Annotated in this window: 16 protein-coding genes; all 16 read right to left on the minus strand. The window is 32.2% G+C overall.

Annotated features, from left to right (window positions below):
- Positions 1-3 precede the first annotated feature (3 nt).
- The 16 genes from Q0876_RS08750 to asnB all read right to left on the minus strand — a co-directional run bounded on the left by Q0876_RS08750 (position 4) and on the right by asnB (position 18,187).
- Entirely contained in the window at positions 4-780 is a 777-nt protein-coding gene (locus tag Q0876_RS08750; RefSeq protein WP_299226393.1) for a hypothetical protein, read from the minus strand.
- A 197-nt stretch (positions 781-977) separates the two neighbouring features.
- The gene (locus Q0876_RS08755) at positions 978-2,339 is read right to left on the minus strand and encodes an O-antigen ligase (RefSeq protein ID WP_299226396.1); all 1,362 of its coding nucleotides are present in this window, start codon (positions 2,337-2,339) and stop codon (positions 978-980) included.
- Positions 2,336-3,481: a glycosyltransferase gene (locus Q0876_RS08760; RefSeq protein WP_299226398.1), complete on the minus strand. Its 1,146-nt coding sequence runs from the start codon at positions 3,479-3,481 to the stop codon at positions 2,336-2,338. The genes Q0876_RS08755 and Q0876_RS08760 overlap by 4 nt, the downstream gene beginning before the upstream one ends.
- The gene (locus tag Q0876_RS08765) at positions 3,445-4,506 is read right to left on the minus strand and encodes a glycosyltransferase family 4 protein (RefSeq protein ID WP_299226401.1); all 1,062 of its coding nucleotides are present in this window, start codon (positions 4,504-4,506) and stop codon (positions 3,445-3,447) included. Before Q0876_RS08765 ends, Q0876_RS08760 begins: the two co-directional genes overlap by 37 nt.
- Positions 4,503-5,828, minus strand: a complete 1,326-nt coding sequence (locus tag Q0876_RS08770) for a glycosyltransferase (RefSeq protein ID WP_299226403.1) — start codon at positions 5,826-5,828, stop codon at positions 4,503-4,505. Before Q0876_RS08770 ends, Q0876_RS08765 begins: the two co-directional genes overlap by 4 nt.
- A 6-nt stretch (positions 5,829-5,834) precedes the next feature.
- On the minus strand, positions 5,835-6,575 hold the full coding sequence (locus Q0876_RS08775; RefSeq protein ID WP_299226406.1) for a class I SAM-dependent methyltransferase: 741 nt from the start codon (positions 6,573-6,575) through the stop codon (positions 5,835-5,837).
- 88 nt (positions 6,576-6,663) lie between these two features.
- Positions 6,664-7,863, minus strand: coding sequence for a glycosyltransferase family 4 protein (locus tag Q0876_RS08780; RefSeq protein WP_299226409.1), 1,200 nt, complete (start codon positions 7,861-7,863; stop codon positions 6,664-6,666).
- On the minus strand, positions 7,864-9,039 hold the full coding sequence (locus Q0876_RS08785) for a glycosyltransferase family 4 protein (protein ID WP_299226412.1): 1,176 nt from the start codon (positions 9,037-9,039) through the stop codon (positions 7,864-7,866).
- Positions 9,032-9,919 (minus strand): hypothetical protein, encoded by an 888-nt coding sequence (locus Q0876_RS08790; protein WP_299226415.1) that lies wholly within the window; start codon positions 9,917-9,919, stop codon positions 9,032-9,034. The genes Q0876_RS08785 and Q0876_RS08790 overlap by 8 nt, the downstream gene beginning before the upstream one ends.
- Before the next feature lie 22 nt (positions 9,920-9,941).
- A complete protein-coding gene (locus tag Q0876_RS08795; protein ID WP_299226418.1) occupies positions 9,942-11,369 on the minus strand; it encodes an MBOAT family protein in 1,428 nt (475 codons plus the stop codon).
- Positions 11,370-11,383: 14 nt separating this feature from the next.
- On the minus strand, positions 11,384-12,232 hold the full coding sequence (locus tag Q0876_RS08800) for a sulfotransferase domain-containing protein (protein ID WP_299226420.1): 849 nt from the start codon (positions 12,230-12,232) through the stop codon (positions 11,384-11,386).
- Positions 12,229-13,323 (minus strand): glycosyltransferase, encoded by a 1,095-nt coding sequence (locus tag Q0876_RS08805; protein WP_299226423.1) that lies wholly within the window; start codon positions 13,321-13,323, stop codon positions 12,229-12,231. Before Q0876_RS08805 ends, Q0876_RS08800 begins: the two co-directional genes overlap by 4 nt.
- Complete coding sequence (locus tag Q0876_RS08810) at positions 13,316-13,870, minus strand: serine acetyltransferase (protein WP_299226427.1); 555 nt, start codon at positions 13,868-13,870, stop codon at positions 13,316-13,318. Before Q0876_RS08810 ends, Q0876_RS08805 begins: the two co-directional genes overlap by 8 nt.
- 20 nt (positions 13,871-13,890) lie before the next feature.
- Positions 13,891-14,877, minus strand: coding sequence for a glycosyltransferase family 2 protein (locus tag Q0876_RS08815; protein ID WP_299226429.1), 987 nt, complete (start codon positions 14,875-14,877; stop codon positions 13,891-13,893).
- A 5-nt stretch (positions 14,878-14,882) separates the two neighbouring features.
- Positions 14,883-16,265, minus strand: coding sequence for an asparagine synthase-related protein (locus Q0876_RS08820; protein WP_299226431.1), 1,383 nt, complete (start codon positions 16,263-16,265; stop codon positions 14,883-14,885).
- An 80-nt stretch (positions 16,266-16,345) separates the two neighbouring features.
- Positions 16,346-18,187 carry an asparagine synthase (glutamine-hydrolyzing) gene (gene asnB / locus Q0876_RS08825; protein WP_299226433.1) on the minus strand — a complete coding sequence of 614 codons (1,842 nt, stop codon included), beginning with the start codon at positions 18,185-18,187 and terminating at the stop codon, positions 16,346-16,348.
- Position 18,188: the final 1 nt, after the last annotated feature.

Genomic DNA, 18,188 nt, shown 5'->3' on the forward strand with positions numbered 1-18,188 from the left:
AACTTAAGAAAACAAAAACTGTCTAAAATCAAAGATTTTCTTGTAATCATGTAATGGAAATTCATATCTATAGCTCTTTCCTTTCAGATAAATAAGAAAATGTATGACGAAAACTGGTAAATAGCCTCTATATCGATCTAAGTATTTATCGTACAGACTATTTTTATAGTTTAAAATAACAAAAGGAATCGTAGCTGGATCTTTATATAGCAAATCTAATAAATTAACTTTAATAGGCATGCCTTTTAAAAAACAATCATAACTCAATCTATTGTTATCTTTAGCATTCAGTTCAAACCATTCTAGCACAGATAAGTAAATATCTTTATCATTTTTAAAAACAATACAATGCGAAATGTCTACCATAACCCATTTATTGAGTTCACTTATATAAACCTCATTGAATGAATGACCTCCAAATTTTTTATTGAACGGATAGTGAGTAATTCCCCATTCTTTAACTCTTAAATTGTTAATGACACAAAAATTATTAAATATTTGCACCAAATCACTACAAACACCTCCATCATTGTTCAACATCTGTTTAAGTGCTAATTCGGACGATAAGCTAAGACCTCTACCTCCTGTTATATTTAAGCGCAACCAAGATACAATAGTTTGCATCTTTTGCATATCTGAAGCATCTTCCTGATCCTGAAATATTTCATCATTGATATCAAAAAATAACTTAGGGATATCATCTAAAGAATTTACCTTATTATAAAACAAATCGTCAACTAAATTTTTAGAAGTGCTTTTTGACAATAGCTTAAAACGCATGAAATATAAAAAAGGATGTCTTTTAAAGATCCATATAAATCGTTTTTTTAGTCGCAAGGGAAGTTTTTATATTAATAACTCGATAAAAATAAATATTTTTTTCAATCTACCTATTAATTTAAAATTATAATTATGTATTAATCAGTGAACTACTATTAATTACCGCTGAAAAGTTATTTATAATGTTAGAGAGAAAATCAAGGCTTATTTTCAATTCTTCTCTTTCGTAGGTAAGGCTTACTTTTTACAACTTGTAATAATGCTAGTGCATAAATAAATGCTGGCGCAGATATTCGCATTGAAGAGTGGTTTATCGTTGCAAACCAAAAACATAAAAACGCATAAAAATAGTAATTGCGCTTATTTCTAGCTCTAAAATCCAAAGGCTTTACAAGTAAAATTAATAAAATTGCCACGCCAAAAATACCGTGCTCAGCTAATGTTCTGCTCACTTCACTATGCGATGTAACACCTTGACCATCAATTTCATACCTGCTATCTTTTGCTCGGCTTGAACCAATTCCCAAAAATGGATTAGAAATGAAGCCTTCAAGTTCATTAATAAACAGTTCGCCTCTACCTGTAGTCACATCTTTTTTCTCTCTTCCTAAATGATCTTTGTTAGCATATCGCAATTCTATTAATCCATCTGTCTGATTGGTACTTATAAACCATGTAGCTACCATACTAAAACCAAAAATAAGTACTAAAAACGAAATTTCCCTTTTTCGTTTCTTGGAGACTGTAGAGTAATAGACAACTAAAAAAGCAATCATCATTATTAAAGCTGCTAACACGCCTCCTCTACTAAATGTAACTACAGCTCTAAAAGAAATGAGAATCAATAATGATACATTTAATATTTTCAATCCTAAGTTTGGAGACTTATTAAAGAAACGCACTGTAGCTATAAACATTCCTAAACCTAAAACTGTGGCAACCTGATTTGGTCCAAAACCACCAGAAGTGGCGCGATTAGATGCTGTATTTGAAAGCACATCTCCTACACTTGGTGTATACAAAAACAAATACGTTGTTAGCGATATAATGGGTAAGAAAACATAAAGTAATACTTCTGATAACTGATTTATAGTTACTTTCTTATCGTAACAAAATAGTGCTGCCATACCTAAACATATCGGACCACTAAGTACAAAGGCAATATTAGTTCTAAAGTTAGCATCAAAACTAAGAGTTGTAGAGGCTACAAATATTGAAGGGACTAAAAACATCATATACAGAAAATAAGGGTAGCCTTTGCCAGATAAGCCTTTATAAAACATACCAATACTAACAAATACAATTACCAAATATTTTGAAGCTTCATAAGAAATTGCACCTCTAGTCATTCTTAATAGTACTTCAGCACCAACAAAATAGGCACATGCTTGAAGTACCTTTTCAATTTTCTTGTTTTCAGGGGAAATTATTACAGTAACAAATAAGTATGATAATGCTGCCCAAAAATAAATCTTTGCTAAAAATTCATTGAAATATATAGCTACGCCAATAAGTACATGAAGCAATATCGATACTGGATATGTAAGATTATATTTCAAAAGTCATATATAGAATTCATAATACGTTCAACATAATAGCCATAAGTGAATTTTTTTGCCATAGCATGATTTGTTCTAATCATAGTATCATACTTCTCATCAGTTAGTTTAAGACTTCTTTGAATTGTGTCTTTTATGTGATTCACCTCTTGAGAAGCTATTAAAAATCCATTTTTATCATCAACAACATACTGATCAATACATGATATTTTGGTTACCAAAGGGATACAACCATAATTCAAGGCTTCACTTATAACTTTAGGAAATCCTTCACTCTTTGATGGCAAGGTAATAAATTGAGAAGTTTTATAAATATTAATTACTTCAGACTTTTGCAACGTGCCATGAAAGACAACATTTAATTGATAAAGTTTAGTAATAGCTACTAACTGATCTTTCAACTTACCATCACCTACAACATGTATGGTATCATAAGCTGATCTTTCTATACCTGCAAATGCTTTCAATAGTGGTGAAACCCCTTTATTTGCATTTAAGTTTCCTATAAAGCAATAATTAGGTTTTGCTTGAAATATCTTTTCTGAAACCATAGCCTCCCCAAGTACTCGGTCATCACTTGTTAAACACGGATTTTCAAAAGCTAAAATATGTTTTTCTTGATTTGGCCATTGCCCATTGACAGTAACTTTAGTAGGTGCTTTGAGCTTCTTTAATAAATTTCTTTGATAGTTATAGGTATATGATGTGCTATCGACCCAGCTTCCAGCGTATTTAAACCAAAATTGCTTGTCTTTATATTTTTTTGATAAATGCATTGCAATCAATGCTGGGTTTGAAGGTGCTCTTACATGAATATAATTATGTTTTTTCAACTCATTATTAATGATACTATACATCTTAGGATACTGAGTTAAAATATCTAATTTATCTGTAATATTCGGGCCCTCAGTAGACTTCAAGAAGATTGTTCTAATGTGTTGATGTGTGATCTTTTGATAAGATCTATTATGTGATTGATTGGGTTTATTGAAACCAATCCATGTAATAGTTTTAAAATAATGTGCTAAATATTCTAATTCTCTTAATACTGGACCAAAAGCAAACACGTGACCAACTTCTTCAAACATACCTGTGTCTGAAATAACTAAGAGTTTAGAATCTTTTGGTACACGCTTAAGCATTTGCCTAGATAGTTTTCCTTTGAATAATTAGCGGTATAAATATACTGTATTTTATTGCGCATTTTAGTATGATATTGCGCATTTGAAATTAATTTCATTATTACTGCTTTCCAAGTATCAACCTTAAAATCGCTTTGAATTAATTCATAAGAATTAGATTTCAAAACCTCAGCGACTTCTCCTGTATCATACATAACGAAAGGCAATTGTTTTGACAAGTATTCAATTGCAACCAATGGTCCAGTTTCAGAACTTGAACAATGTAATCCTAGCATGTAATTATGTATTAATGGGCTTACGTTTATCACATTAGTTATAAGGGTTATTTGATTTTCTACACCAACTGTCTCAATCTCTTTAAGTATCGTATTATAATAATGCTGGTCTACTATTCTACCATAAAGATCTATCTTTAGTTCCTTTGGTAGTTGTGCTATCAATTCGACCAAAAATTCATAATTTTTCTGAGGTCTGAAATTGCCAATAACTATAATCTTTGCCGACGAATTATTTGTAATGTTATCTGACCCATTTAAAATAATATTCCCTAAAAGTGTTACAAACCCATTTAATTTATGTGCTCTTGCCCAATTTACTAATGACTGACTAACTCCAACGTAAGCATTGCACGATCTGATAGCATATTTTAGATAAGGTGTTATTGTTGTATCTGAATCAATACGCCCAAAATGGTCATGGAATACTATTTTATATGACCTGAAAAAAGGAAATAAAAATCGAGTCAAAGCAACATAACGAAGTACATGTCTTGAATGAATATGAATGATATCAAATTGCTTCAGAACCTTATTCAGTTTAATTAAAGTAAGTGGATTGAATTTGTTTTCCCTTCTAAGATAAATCACATCTATACCTTGTGATGTCAATTCTTCATCTAGGTCACCTTCATCTAATAAGCATAAAAACTTAACAGACACGCTTGGATGTAGAAGCATGGTTAAATCTACAGCAACGCGTTCTGCGCCACCAACATTAAGCTTGTCTATTATTTGAAGAACTTTCATGATAGAGTTTCAATACTTGGTCCTTGAGCAATTTTCTTACTTGCTAATTGCCATGACTTCATCACTTGATATAAAACTAAAGGTACTAACAAAACAGAAATTAAACCGCCTAACAACAATACTGGTCTATTTTTTTTAAATTGATATGGTAAGATTGAAAATGGTATCGTTCGTAATAAAGCAAGTCTAGTGGCCTTATTTCCAAAATAACGTCTATAAAAATAAATGACGCTAGGTATTGGTTTAGGCGCCAAAAATGAGGATGGCCTAAAAGCATCCCAACTTCCCATTTCTCGTAATCCACCAGTTCCTGCTTTTACGTCAATACATGAGGCATAGGGATTTGAAATACATCTAACACCATCAAGATAGGCTCTCATACCAAATTCACCATCTCCCATGCGTTGCTTTTCAAATTGTCTATCAAATAGGCCAATACGCTTAAAAACATCTTTATACAACATAGAATTACCAGTAGCAAATTGAGATGCAATGGCATAGAATGAACGCTCGTGTGGAATTTGCTTCCCTTTAGGATAAAACACTCCTGCTGACACTTTTGCATCAAAAAAATCTAAGCACTCAATATGCTTTCTAATCCAATCAGGCTGTATTTCTACATCATCTTCAGACAAAGCAATAAGCTTGCCTTTAGCAACCTTTACAGCTGTATTTCTAGCTAACCACAATGCTTTTTCTTCTTGGTAAATAAGGTTGATCTCTAGATTGAAATCTGAATAAAAATCTGGATCAAAAGGCTCAGATTGATCAACAACGATAACTTCAAAGTTCTTGTAGTCTTGTAGTTCGAAGTCTTTTAGTATCTGTTTTAAATACGCATACCTATTTAGCGTAGGTATAACGACACTTACTTTTGGATTTTCAGCTATCAAACTAGAAGTAAAAGTCTTATAATCAGCACAGTGAATAGGTGGATTTTTAGTGATTCTTTTTACACTTCTCGTAGAAAACCACCCTGAAAGTTCTTTAAAAGGGTTATGAAAAGAGAATAGCCTTAAAATGAGGATATAAAAGACCCAAGCAGAATTAAAATACTTGCGAATAAACAGATAATTATCTGAAACTGGTAACCTTTCAAAACTTGTGTAGGTTGGCTCTTTACCTATATACCCTCTTTGTATGGCTTGCCATGACAAGTCATAATCACGGGCTTTATTTGTTTTAAAGCGTTGGTCTCTATCCAATTGATTTAGAACATCTTCTGGCAGTAAATTGGTTTGAGGAAAAATCGTTTGACCACTTTGGTTAGGTAACCTAAAATAGTGAGTAGGTTGTACGTATTTTAAAAACCTAAATGGCATATACTATTAGTATTTATAAGCTTTAGCTATAAGATGTGCCGTCTTTACTGATGTGCTCTCCAAACCTTTAGATTCGTATCTATTAAGAACATTACCTATCATTGACTTTAACAATTTTAAAGGATTCTTTATGTCAAACCGCTTTAATCCCCAAAGACGATACTTCCCTGTTTTTACAGCATAAATTACCTCTGCTCTATCAAAATATTTTTCCAAAAGAGTTTGGAGTTCTGCTCGTGTGTAATGTCTCTTGTGGTCTGGATTATTGTTTGGAGGCTCATTCTTGATATAATCACCATTAGGCGTAGTAAAATATGCCCAACCTCCTTTTTTGACTACAGCTGCAATATTTTTTACAAACAATTCATCCTCTTCGACATGCTCAATAACTTCTACAGAAACTACAGCATCATACGTTTCATCTTTTAAAGTAGACCTAGTCATATCTTGGATAACGACCTCTTTAATATTACTTCGCTCTTTTTGAATAGAAGTAAGAATATCTGATGTAAAACCTAAATTGAGTTCTTCTTGTGTTTCACTTTCTTGAGGAATATCAAGTAGCGCTATATCAGATTTGAGGTTGATTGTGTATGGTGATTTCCTTCCGCCTACATCAAGCAAAGTATAGGTTTGATTATTTTTTTTATGATGTTTTATGAGTTGTTTTAGATCTTTTCTTACGGTTACCAAAATAGTTGGCATTACTGGAAAAGTAAACCATCTCATCCATTCATATGTTGTCATATTAATAAATTAGGTCTTTACAATACAATATTACTTTTTATTATTGAAAAATCCTTATCGTAAGACATAAAGCTTGAATAGAATCTCATTACGATTTGTAGAATTCAATGAATGATGTTTCTTGAATTGAAAGATTAAATTCATTTTTTGCTCTCATTCTCGCTCTATCTCTCACATTTGACTTCTTGTCTTCTGATAATTCTAATACTTTTAAAATTCTATCAGCCAATGCTAAAGGGTTTCGCTTTTGAACAACCCAACCCGTTTGATCATGCAATACGTTCTCACTTAAACCCTCTGCATTTGATACCACACATAACAATCCCATAGATTGAGCTTCTAATACTGCATTACAAAAACCTTCTTGTGTGCTATATTGAATATAAACATTTGTTTGTTCTAACTGGTCTTTAACCTGCTCTTTTGAATATTTTCCTGCAAAAATCACGTCATCTAAAATTCCTAATTGATAAGCGGCAAATACCAAACGCTCTTGTTCTTCTCCTGTACCAATGATCGTAAATTTAAAATTCAATCCTTTATTTTTAAGAATGGCTAAAGCTTCTAGAGTATATACCAATCCCTTTTTCCAATGCAACCTAGAGACCGTTGTAAAATTAATGATCTCGCTTTCGTTTCTTTTAACTGCAGATGAGTTGAAAAAATCAACATCAATTGCAGGTGGAATAATTCTAATTTTTTCTTCATTTACATGATAGGTTTTAAGAGTAGTTTTCATTTCATTACATAGTACATGATACCTAATATTCTTATCAAATAGTGTAGCATAACAATCATGATGCTTTAAAGGCGAAAGGTACAGGTCAAATCCTCTGAAACTCACAGCCATCTTAGCATTAATAACCTCGGCAACATTTTCTCTGTTAAATGTTAAGGTTCCGAAACCAAAGTGCAACCAATCGATATGTGCTTTAAAAAAAGGCTGATTTCTAATCACATTCTTAAGACAAAGTTTAAAAGGTAAACCATCCTTTCTATCTAATTTAAAAAGCTTAAAACTTTTAATTGGGTTTATAAAAATAGCACTCAAAATAGCTTTACTCGCATTCAATAATCGGTTTAATTTAGAGCCATCATAATTAGAGGCTCTTATAATTTTACATGGCGGACGAGTTTCAAAATTCTTTAGATAGTCAACAAATAAGATTACATTGAACCCATTCTGACTAAGGCCTTTTATTTTATTTTGAAAAAAGGTTTCAGAATAGCTAGGTACTGAGATCAAAACAATACCTATTGTTGGTTTATTTGTGATTTTCCTACTCATTTAAGTATCTTTTAAAACGCTATTATATAAGTCTATCATACCAGCTATCATCTGGTCACTAGTAAACTTTTCATTAATTGTTCTGTAGGCCTGATCCGTAATTTTATTTTTATTTTGGCTATCTAAATTTGATATTACCATTAGCTTTTCAGCCATTTGTACTGCATTTCTAATAGGAATCAAATAACCATTTCTCTCATTATCTATAAGTTCACTCATACCTCCACAATCTGTACTTATCACTATTGTTCTTAGAGCCATAGCTTCTAAAACCACATTAGCAACACCTTCCTTTAAGCTAGGAAGTAGAAATACATCTGCGTTTGCTATTAGTTGTTTTATCTGTTCAAAAGGTTGCTTATCTACAAGCGAAATATTATGCGTTAATTTTAAATCATGAACATGATGCACTAACTCTATATTTTTGCTAACACCCACAACTGTATACTTAAATTCTAACCCTGAGTCTTTAAGTATTTTACAAGCATCAATAGCATAGCTATAACCTTTAACCCAGTGTGATCTTCCAACAGATACGATATTAAAAACTGGTTGTTTCGTTTTTTTTATCTCAGAAAAGTTATTGATATCAAGACCGCTATACACTGTTTGTATTTTGGAAAGCTCAGCGCCATACTTTAAAGCTTCTTTAGCAATTGCATTTGAAACTGCATGAAAACCGTCTACTTTTGGAAAATAGGTGTTGTACATCTCTGCTAAATCATGATTTGCAATTGGTGAGTAATTGATATGTGCACCTCTTAAACTCAATACGAGTTTAATACCAAACTGTCGTACCCAACTCCATTCTCTTAATGCTTTTGCCCATTGTAAATGGAATACATCTGGTTTTACCCAAAGTACTGGGTAAAACTTCACTTTAGAATACACTAGATTATTAGACGTAGAAGCAATGATTTGATCTAACTTTTTTTTATCATTATTTCTGAAGAGAAATAACAATACACTGTACTTAATTAGCGTGAATAATTTAGAAAACTTATTATGTTTATAGGCTACAACTGAAATATTATCAGTATAGGCAATACTTTTCTTCTTTGCTCCAAATAAATAAACCGCAGAACCAGTTTTAGCAATTCCTTTTATAAGTCTCTCAATGAAAGTTGTACTAGGAATTTCACCAGAATAAACAGCTATTTTTAATTTTCTATTCATTCTTAATCTTATTTATACGCTTAGCAAATACTTCAGAGAATTTTAGGCTACACAATTGTCTACCGTTACTATTAACATGAATATCATCATAAAAAAGTTGTTCATCTTTGATAAGGTCTGAATGATTTATAATACTGTATAACGAGGTATTAACAGAAATACTTTTTGAAGCAACAGGTGAAAAATAACAGATCAATTCTATATTATTTGACGCACATAAATCTTTAATTTTTGCTACATATTTATTTTTAAATGATACGTTCAAATTTGATGGCTCATTTATGACGACTCTACTATTCTTTAAATTAGGATACGTATAATTTCCTTTATCATCAAATCTATTGCGCTTTTTATTCTTAATGACGGTTATCATAGATGGATAAAACAATTCTGCATTGTAGTAAGAGACACCTAGCATAGGAAGCCATCTGGAATACTTCAAAACCTTAGACTGTTTTGATGAAAATGCTTTGTAATAATCATACACATAGGTTTCAGAAATGAATGGTAAAAATCGATAATCATTATCACTCACATCATTGGTAGAGTGATCATAAGCATTAGCACTAGGTGCTAAAATGCAGTACTTAGTTGTTTTTCCTTGATTTAAAAAATGTTGTAACATCAAATATTGACTAGATAAACCTGTATCATCCATTGATAAATTTAATCCTTCAGTTCCTAATACAGAATCAATAGTCTTGGTATTCAAAGTTGTTAAACCTGTACTCGCTCCTAAAATGATATAATCAAATGATGTTTCGTTGATTGTATTGACTAAAAAAGAAGGCTTATAAAAGGCTGACTTACGTAAAGACCAAAGGCTAAACGATGAGATCATCATTGCTAACACTAATGCGCTTATACTAACAAAATTCATTTTTTTTAAAAAGTCACGCATACTAAAATTGAAAATATATAAAGTCTGACGGGTTTTTAAATACTCCCATAAAGACAATTAATAAAATAATAAAAACTGCATTAAACCGATCTAATTTCACTTCTTTTTGATCACGTTGTACAGCAAGAAATTCGTAGCCCAATAGCACTATTATACTAACTGTAATTATAATACTAAACAATAAAGCTTTTGATGTCTTAGAAAAGCAAGATAACGACATTCCATTAAAGCTAAAAACATCTGTAATATATTGAAATGCGATAGCTATACTATCTGCCCTAAAGAAAATCCAAGCCAACGTTACCATTACAAACGTGAATACTATTTTAAGAATGTGATTTGACTTCAATCTTGTATGACTTAAATAATTCCTATTTGTACTAGTTAGCAACAACGGTAAAAAGAAAAGACCGTGAAGAAAACCCCAAAAAATAAAAGTCCAATTTGCACCATGCCAAAAACCACTAATTAAAAATACGATCAATACATTTCTAACAACAGTATATTTCCCAACCTTTGAACCTCCTAATGGTATATAAAGGTAATCTCTAAACCAGGTAGACAATGAAATATGCCAACGTCTCCAAAATTCAGCAATATTTCTCGAAAAATAGGGAAATGAAAAGTTAACCATCAATGAAAAACCAAATAGTCGAGCTACACCAATAGCAATATCAGAATAACCGGAAAAATCACCATAAATCTGAAATGCAAAAAGAACAGCACCAAGAAATAATTCTAGCGAATCAAATGCTGATGGGTTAGAGAAAATCTGATCGACAAAAAAAGCGCAATTGTCTGCAATAACAACTTTTTTAAACAAGCCCCAAATTATAAGGTAAATGCCACTCATAGCAAACTTTGAACTAAACTCTCGCTGTTTAGAAAATTGAGGTAATAAGTGACTCGCTCTTTCAATTGGACCAGCTACGAGTTGTGGGAAAAATGATACAAAAGCAGCAAATTCAATAATATTTGATGTTGGCTCGATCTTCTTACGATACACATCAATACTGTAGCTCAAAGTTTGAAATGTGTAAAAAGAAATCCCAACTGGCAGTATAATACTTAGTGTTGATGCATGCATTTCAACTCCAAGATTACGCCATGCTTCAATCCAGCTATCTACAAAGAAATTATAATATTTAAAAAAACCTAATAAGCCTAAATTAAATGAAAGGCTAAAAATTAACAGGAACCTTCGGGCTGCTCTATTTGTTGCAACGCTTAGTTGTCTTCCAACGAAAAAATCAACTAATGTGCTCAATACTATTAAAGATAAAAATCGATAATCCCACCATCCATAAAAAACATAACTTGCAGTAAGTAAAAACAGGTTTTGTAAAGTTAATTTTCGGTTTAGCACTGCCCAATACACAAAAAAAACAATTGGGAGGAAAATAGCAAAATCCAAAGAATTAAAAAGCATAGTCAGGGTATTGGTTACTTTCTTGGATATAAATCAGTATTAAACTTATCTAATATATCATTAATCTGGTCGATATCATTGTCTGTAAGATAGCTCTTCTTATTAGAATTACTTAGTAGCTTACTTTCGGGATGAGTCTTAGATGACGGTTGCTTGTAATAATGATCAAGGTTTGAAATTGGCTCTAGGTCAAACTTATTACACAAATCATAAAAGGTTTGAATATTTTTAAACAAGTCTTCATAGCGTACTACTTCATACGTATGAGTTATTCTTGCTTCAGTTTCTAATATTAATACATTTTCAATACACCACCGTAAGGCTAAAATTTGTACTGTTGTGAGTGTTTTGTATTCTAAAAGATTATAATTGAACTTGTCTTTTAAAGTTTGAACAAGTTTTGTTTGTGCTACAAAATGAGACAAATCTACTAACCATGGAAACTTAACTTGTTGTTGAGAAGCTATAACATCGTAAGGATTTCTTATTAAATGTATTACAGGTATTCCAAAGGTTTGGTTCATAAACTTAGCTGCTAAGTTTGCTCTTACAAATTTGATTACATATTTTTTGGCTATAAATGGCCATAAATGTCTTTTTAATGTTCGGTTACTATTTTGTGCAATCCAATCGCAATCTACTTTATTGGAGAACACCTGCTTTAGATATTTATACGCTTCTTTAGAATCATTCTTATTGTTAATCCATTGATCACAAATTAAGAACCCTCTTTTAGTTCGCGTCTCTTGTTCAGGCTCAAACAGTATACGATACCGATACTGCCTTGCTATAGTTTCACTTAACCAACTTGTACCACTTCTGGCCGTTCCAACAATAATAATATGTTTTCTAAACGTATTCATTGCTTGTTAGTGATTAATTGAGTGTAAAGTTCTTCATGAGCAGAGATAAACTTTTCCATTGAAAAATGATCAATACAATACTGTCTTAGGGAAACACCTATTTGCTCTCTTTCAGTTGTGTTTAACGACATTATATACTCTATTTTTTCTTTAAGTGCTTGTACATTTCCTGCTTCAAATAAAAGATCTTGAAATGCTCTCAATACGAAATTAATCCCAGATATATTAGAGCCTAATAAAGGGATACCGATACTCATAGCTTCTACAAGTGCCATAGGCATTCCCTCTTTACGTCCTTCATCTAAAGTAGGTATGACGTATAAATCTGCTTCAGACATGTAGGGTCTAACATCTAATTTCTTGCCTAAAAATGTTACTAAATGATCAATTTTCAAATCTACACTTAGTTGTTTCATTTCATCACCATACAAATTGTTATCATCTCCTAAAATAGTTAGCTTAATGTTCTTTTCGGCAACTAATCCAATGGCTCTAATTAAGATTTCGATTCCTTTAACTGGAACAAGGTTTGCCACAGTGATAATATGAAATGTATCGGTTGGTGACTCCTTCCTAACTTGTTTGCTATAATATTCTGTATCAATACCTAGTGGGATTAACTTTTGTGCCTTCTTATTAGGAAAGTAAGCTTGCATATCGTCGTTGATTGTAATTATAAAATGTGCCAACCAGCTTTTAATTTTCCAGTGCTTACTTTTAAAACCCATAGCTTTTTTGGTATAAATCCATTTGCAGCCAGCAAATCTAGCTGCCAAAGATTCTGTCCAATCACTGCTCCATTGCCATGAATGTACCAAATCATAATCATGCTGTTTATAAAATTTTGCTATTTTCCAAACCCTAGAAAAAAGTGAGTGATATGGCTTAAGTGGCGTTTTTGTCTTTACAATATGAATGGGTAGACCTAAGTTCTCGACCTCTTCGAAAAACTTGCCTTTACGATTTTCGCAAGCAATTTCAACATCAAATTTACTTTTATCAAGACCTTTTGCTAAATCGTATAGAACTTTACCACTTCCTGCAGTATTAAAATTTGGAATGGTATACAAAATGCGTAATCGTTTACCCATTTTCTTGGCTTTGAATTATTTTGGCTGGATTGCCAGCTATAATGGTGTTAGAAGGCACATCTTTTACTACTACTGAGCCAGCACCAATGATTACATTGTCTCCAATGGTTATATCTCCAATGATGACCACATTGGCTCCAACAACTACATCATTACCAATGGTTGGAAGCTTTCTATTATCATTGCTCTTATTGCCTATAGTGAGTCCGTTTCTAAATTCAAAATTTTTCCCGATGGATTTCGCATTAATCACTGAAGCAAAAGGATGGTAACACATTAATCCACCATCAACCAAAGTACTTTCAAAAATCTTACAATGAAAATCTTTTGTAAATCTATGCCTCATCCATTTGGTAGATCTAACTCTCCAAAAAAAGATGAACGCATATTCTGGATAATAGAACATAAGGTGATTAAACTTTCGCTTAATTGTTTTAGGCACCACATGACACCCTCTAACAGCTATTGTCTGCTCTATATCTTGCTGAATAATGATATTATCTAAAACATACTTCTTGTATAAGTATTCTATACATATCTTTTTCATTACTTTTTTGAAGAAGGCAATCATAATTGGCTTTTTTTAACTACATAAGGGACTATGTAATAGACATATATTTTAAGCAAGATATTAAACGGTAAAGTAATCAAAATTGATAAATAAATTCTAATTATAAACGGAATTTTTATTGAGGAAACATCGTGGAATAACTGTTTTTTTAAAGCTATTCGATTACTAATATCTTTAGTGGATTTTAATTGCCGTCCCATGGACCTGTAGAGTTGTTTAAACAATAAAACTCTAAATTGATCTGGCGTTTTATGGTTAAGATAAAAAGGTAAATGCTCATGTACTAACCGTGGCCAAACCATAAATGCTCTACTCATTTTCTTCTTACTGATTTCTATAGTAGAGTTCTCATGTTTAAAATAAAGGTAAACAAACATATCGATGAATGCTATTTTTTTGGTCATTCCAAGCTTGATATCAAATGCTGTATCTTCGTTGTTTTTAATAGATTCATTATACATTCCTATAAATTCAAAAACCGTTTTACGATATAAAAATGCTGGAGGCCCAACAACTTGACGCAGGTCTCTAAACCAAGTCAAACCCCAAAAAGGAGTGTCTTTTATGATAACTTCAAAGGTCTCTCCTTCCGGTTTTAAGGTTTCCGATATTCCTTTTGAAGACTTTACCATCCTGCCAAAAACTGCATCAACAGTTAAATTATCATCTAACACATTAATCATTTTGAGTAACGCATTTGGGTAAATTTCATCATCTACATCAAACACGTACACATAATCTCCTAATGCGTTTAATATACCCATATTTCTTGCAGCTGCAGCACCTGATTTTTCCTGTATCAATGTTTTTACTCTAGGATCTGAAGCTGCTAACCGATTGATATTTTTTAGCGTATGGTCTGTCGAGTTATTGTCTACATAAATGATTTCAAAACTGTCTATGTTTTGACTCAATATCATTTGATATGATTTTTGAATAAAATCGGCACCATTATATACTGGGATCACAACTGACAACTTCATTAATACTAGTTTTTATTTTGTTTTTTCCAAAGTGCTAACGTAAGTAGCATACTCAATGGATGTGCATAGTGGATAGGATCTACCTTTTTAAATTTTGTGTAAATATCTTCAACGATATCTTTAGATATAAATTCATTAAAAGCGTCTGAAAACAAATAGCTTCTAAGTTGCTTGTCATTCTCATCTCCAACAAACTGAAGTTCCCAATTGCGTTGTACATAGTGTTTCCCTCTTAATTCATTGAGCGTTCTTTTCATTTTATTAGAAATACGATAAGGCAAATTGTATGGAGGCTTATTGCGCTCATAGTTGTTGATGTTAAATGGTTTACGGGCTTGCCAAGTAATATTTGATAATGCCTTATCTTGTTTTATATGAGCGATTTGCAACTTCCTATCTGCCAAAAAAGCTTCGGGTACGTTACAGATAAATTCACACATTCTGTTGTCATAATATGGTAATGTTATTGGATTCGCTTTCTCAAAAACACTAAGGTTGGTGCTAGTCCATCGATGTGCCCATTGTGATGTTTTAAATGCTCTTACCTTAGCACTTGCGTTATCTATTTTAATGCTAGATAAAGCTACTTCGATTCTACTTATTAGGTAATCTTTAAAATTACCTTCAAGCTCCCAATACTGCCACAGAGTTTCACCGAGTTCGAACCCATACTTCTTCACCATTTTCTTAAAAAGCATAGGAATAATATCATCATTAGTAGTACCTTCTGGAGTTCCTCTATCGAAAAACACATCTCCCCAATGCCCAAGAGAAAAAACACCCCGTATTTTTTCAAATTCACTTAAAACAGCCATCTGTCTTGGATGAGTAAATTCGGAATAACATTGATTGATTTCTGCTAATTCCTCTATAGTATCCCAAAGATAACCACGTTTAATTGTATAAGACGAAAAATTAAATCCGCATGCATTTGCTATTTTTTCGCTGATTTTATGCTCTTTAAATCCGTTTTGAAAACTATAGCTATAGGCTTCCACCTTATTATCTAAAGATTTGAAAATCATAGCCTGACTCCTGCTATCCAACCCTCCTGATAATGGTAAAATTACGTTATCATCTTTGACTTGAGATTTTACAATTGTTTTTAAAAGTGATGTGTATTTCTCTAAAACAGTATCAAAACTGATATATTCTGGATGGTATGACCATTTAAAATAAGATTCACTGTTAACTAAAAACCCATTATTATCAATGGTGTGCTTTGATGCTGGTGCTAAACAAACCTGATCTTTCCAATACGTATCTGAGTCTAAAAAAAAACCAAGTGCTATGAACACACAAATAGCTTCTAAATTCTCCTGATGTGGCCCTTTGATTTTTGCGAAACGTGTACGACTAGGTAGTATGTCGGTTTCTATTATCGGCATTGTTGGTTTAGGGTAGGTTAATAGTTTATGCAGTTAAAGATAATAAAATCATTTAGGCAATATAGTTGTTCTTTGATAAATTAGATGAGATTTTCTCCTAAATGAGTGTATGCCCATTTTTGCCATGCGTAAATATGCCATATTCCCCAAAAATGATGATGTTTATTATTGTAATAATCTTCAATAAAAGTTTTCATCTTAGCAACATCTATAATTTCTCTACCATAAAACGGAAGTTTCAACGTGTAATGTAATACGTCTTCCTTTAGATCATTATGCAGCCAATTATGAATTGGAACAGCAAATCCCATTTTCTTTTTATTGAGTAACTCTTCAGGTATTTCTTTTGCCAGTAACGTTTTTAATTTTCGCTTTAGATCATTTTTATCTTTAAGTATTATTTGTTCAGAAGACCAAGCTTTTTCAATAACTTCCCTGTCTAAAAAGGGAACTCGTACTTCTAGACTATTCATCATGCTTGCGCGATCTACTTTTATTAAAACCCGTTGCATATGCGCGTAAAACTCATTCCAACGTAATTGCAATAAAAGTGATTTTTTTGATCCTTTTTTGAAATTATATAACGTCTGAGCTTCCTTAGTCATTGATACATTTGGAAACATTACATGAAGCTCTTGCTTAGGTATTTGTATATGCTTATACATGATAAACTCGCTTAAACTTTCATAAAATGGCGCCCAAGTGTTTGTTATGCCTAATTTGTTAGTGATTCGAATCAATATTTTACGCACTGGTAATGGCAAGGAAAACCATTTTGCTTTTTTCAAAACGTCTAACATTCTTGGGTAACCGAAAAATAATTCGTCTCCTCCATCACCAGAAAGCATTACAGTATATCTCTTTTTTGATTCTCTAGAAATCACATAGGTTGGAATACTTGAAAAATCACCAAAAGGTTCTGAAAATGCCTGAAAGTGAGAGTTAATACTAGCAATGAGATCGGTACCTTCAACACTATGAATATGCTGTTTTAAATTAAGATGATTTGCATACAATTTGGCTATTTCACTTTCATTGAGTGTTTCATCATTAACCTTAATGGTAAAGGCTTCAATGTCATGCTTCTGTTTTTTTGCGTAGGCCGATATGAGTGGGCTATCTATTCCGCCACTCAAAAAAGTAGCTATTGGCACATCGCTAGCAAGTTGTTTTCTAACGGTTGTTTGCAATGTTTGCTCGAGTGTTTCATTAGATCTACTTCCCTCTTGAATTGTATGCCTATTAAATTGGCAAATCACTTTATTAGTAATTGTTCCTTTTCGGTTTATAATAGAAATTGTGCCTGGTTCTAGCTGAAAAATACTATCATAGATGGTATTTGGTGCTTGCATGTAACCAAATGCAAAATATTCTTTCATCACTTCTGGTCTAAGTGATCGATTATTTTGATGCCATGGATGTTTAAATATTTGATCAAATTGTGATGCTGAAACTATTCCGTTTGGAGAAACTCCGAAGAAATGTGGCTTTATACCAGCGAAATCTCTCGCTAGAATAAAGAGCTCCTCTTGTTTATCTACAACTGCAATAGCGAACATGCCGTTTAACACTTTTATCGTTGCTTCTATTCCTAACTGATCTAATAAGTGACAAATAACTTCAGTATCTGATGTAGAAGAAAGGTTTGTTAAGTTGTGTTCTTTTATAAGGTCTTCATAGTTATAAACTTCTCCATTGAAAACCATATGATAGCGTTTACTAGGACTTTCTTTAGGCTGATTGCCTGCACTAGAGATATCTAAAATAGATAAGCGGTTAAAACCCAATTGATAGGTATCTGTTCTTGATACTTCTGTGGCATCGGGACCTCTATGTTTAGATAAACTTAAAAGCTCTGTAAAAATTGCGTCATCAGACGTTATAAAGTTATCAAAACAAAATTCAGCTAGAAATCCACACATA

The sequence above is a fragment of the uncultured Psychroserpens sp. genome, from assembly GCF_947503375.1.
In the GTDB taxonomy this organism is placed as follows: domain Bacteria; phylum Bacteroidota; class Bacteroidia; order Flavobacteriales; family Flavobacteriaceae; genus Psychroserpens.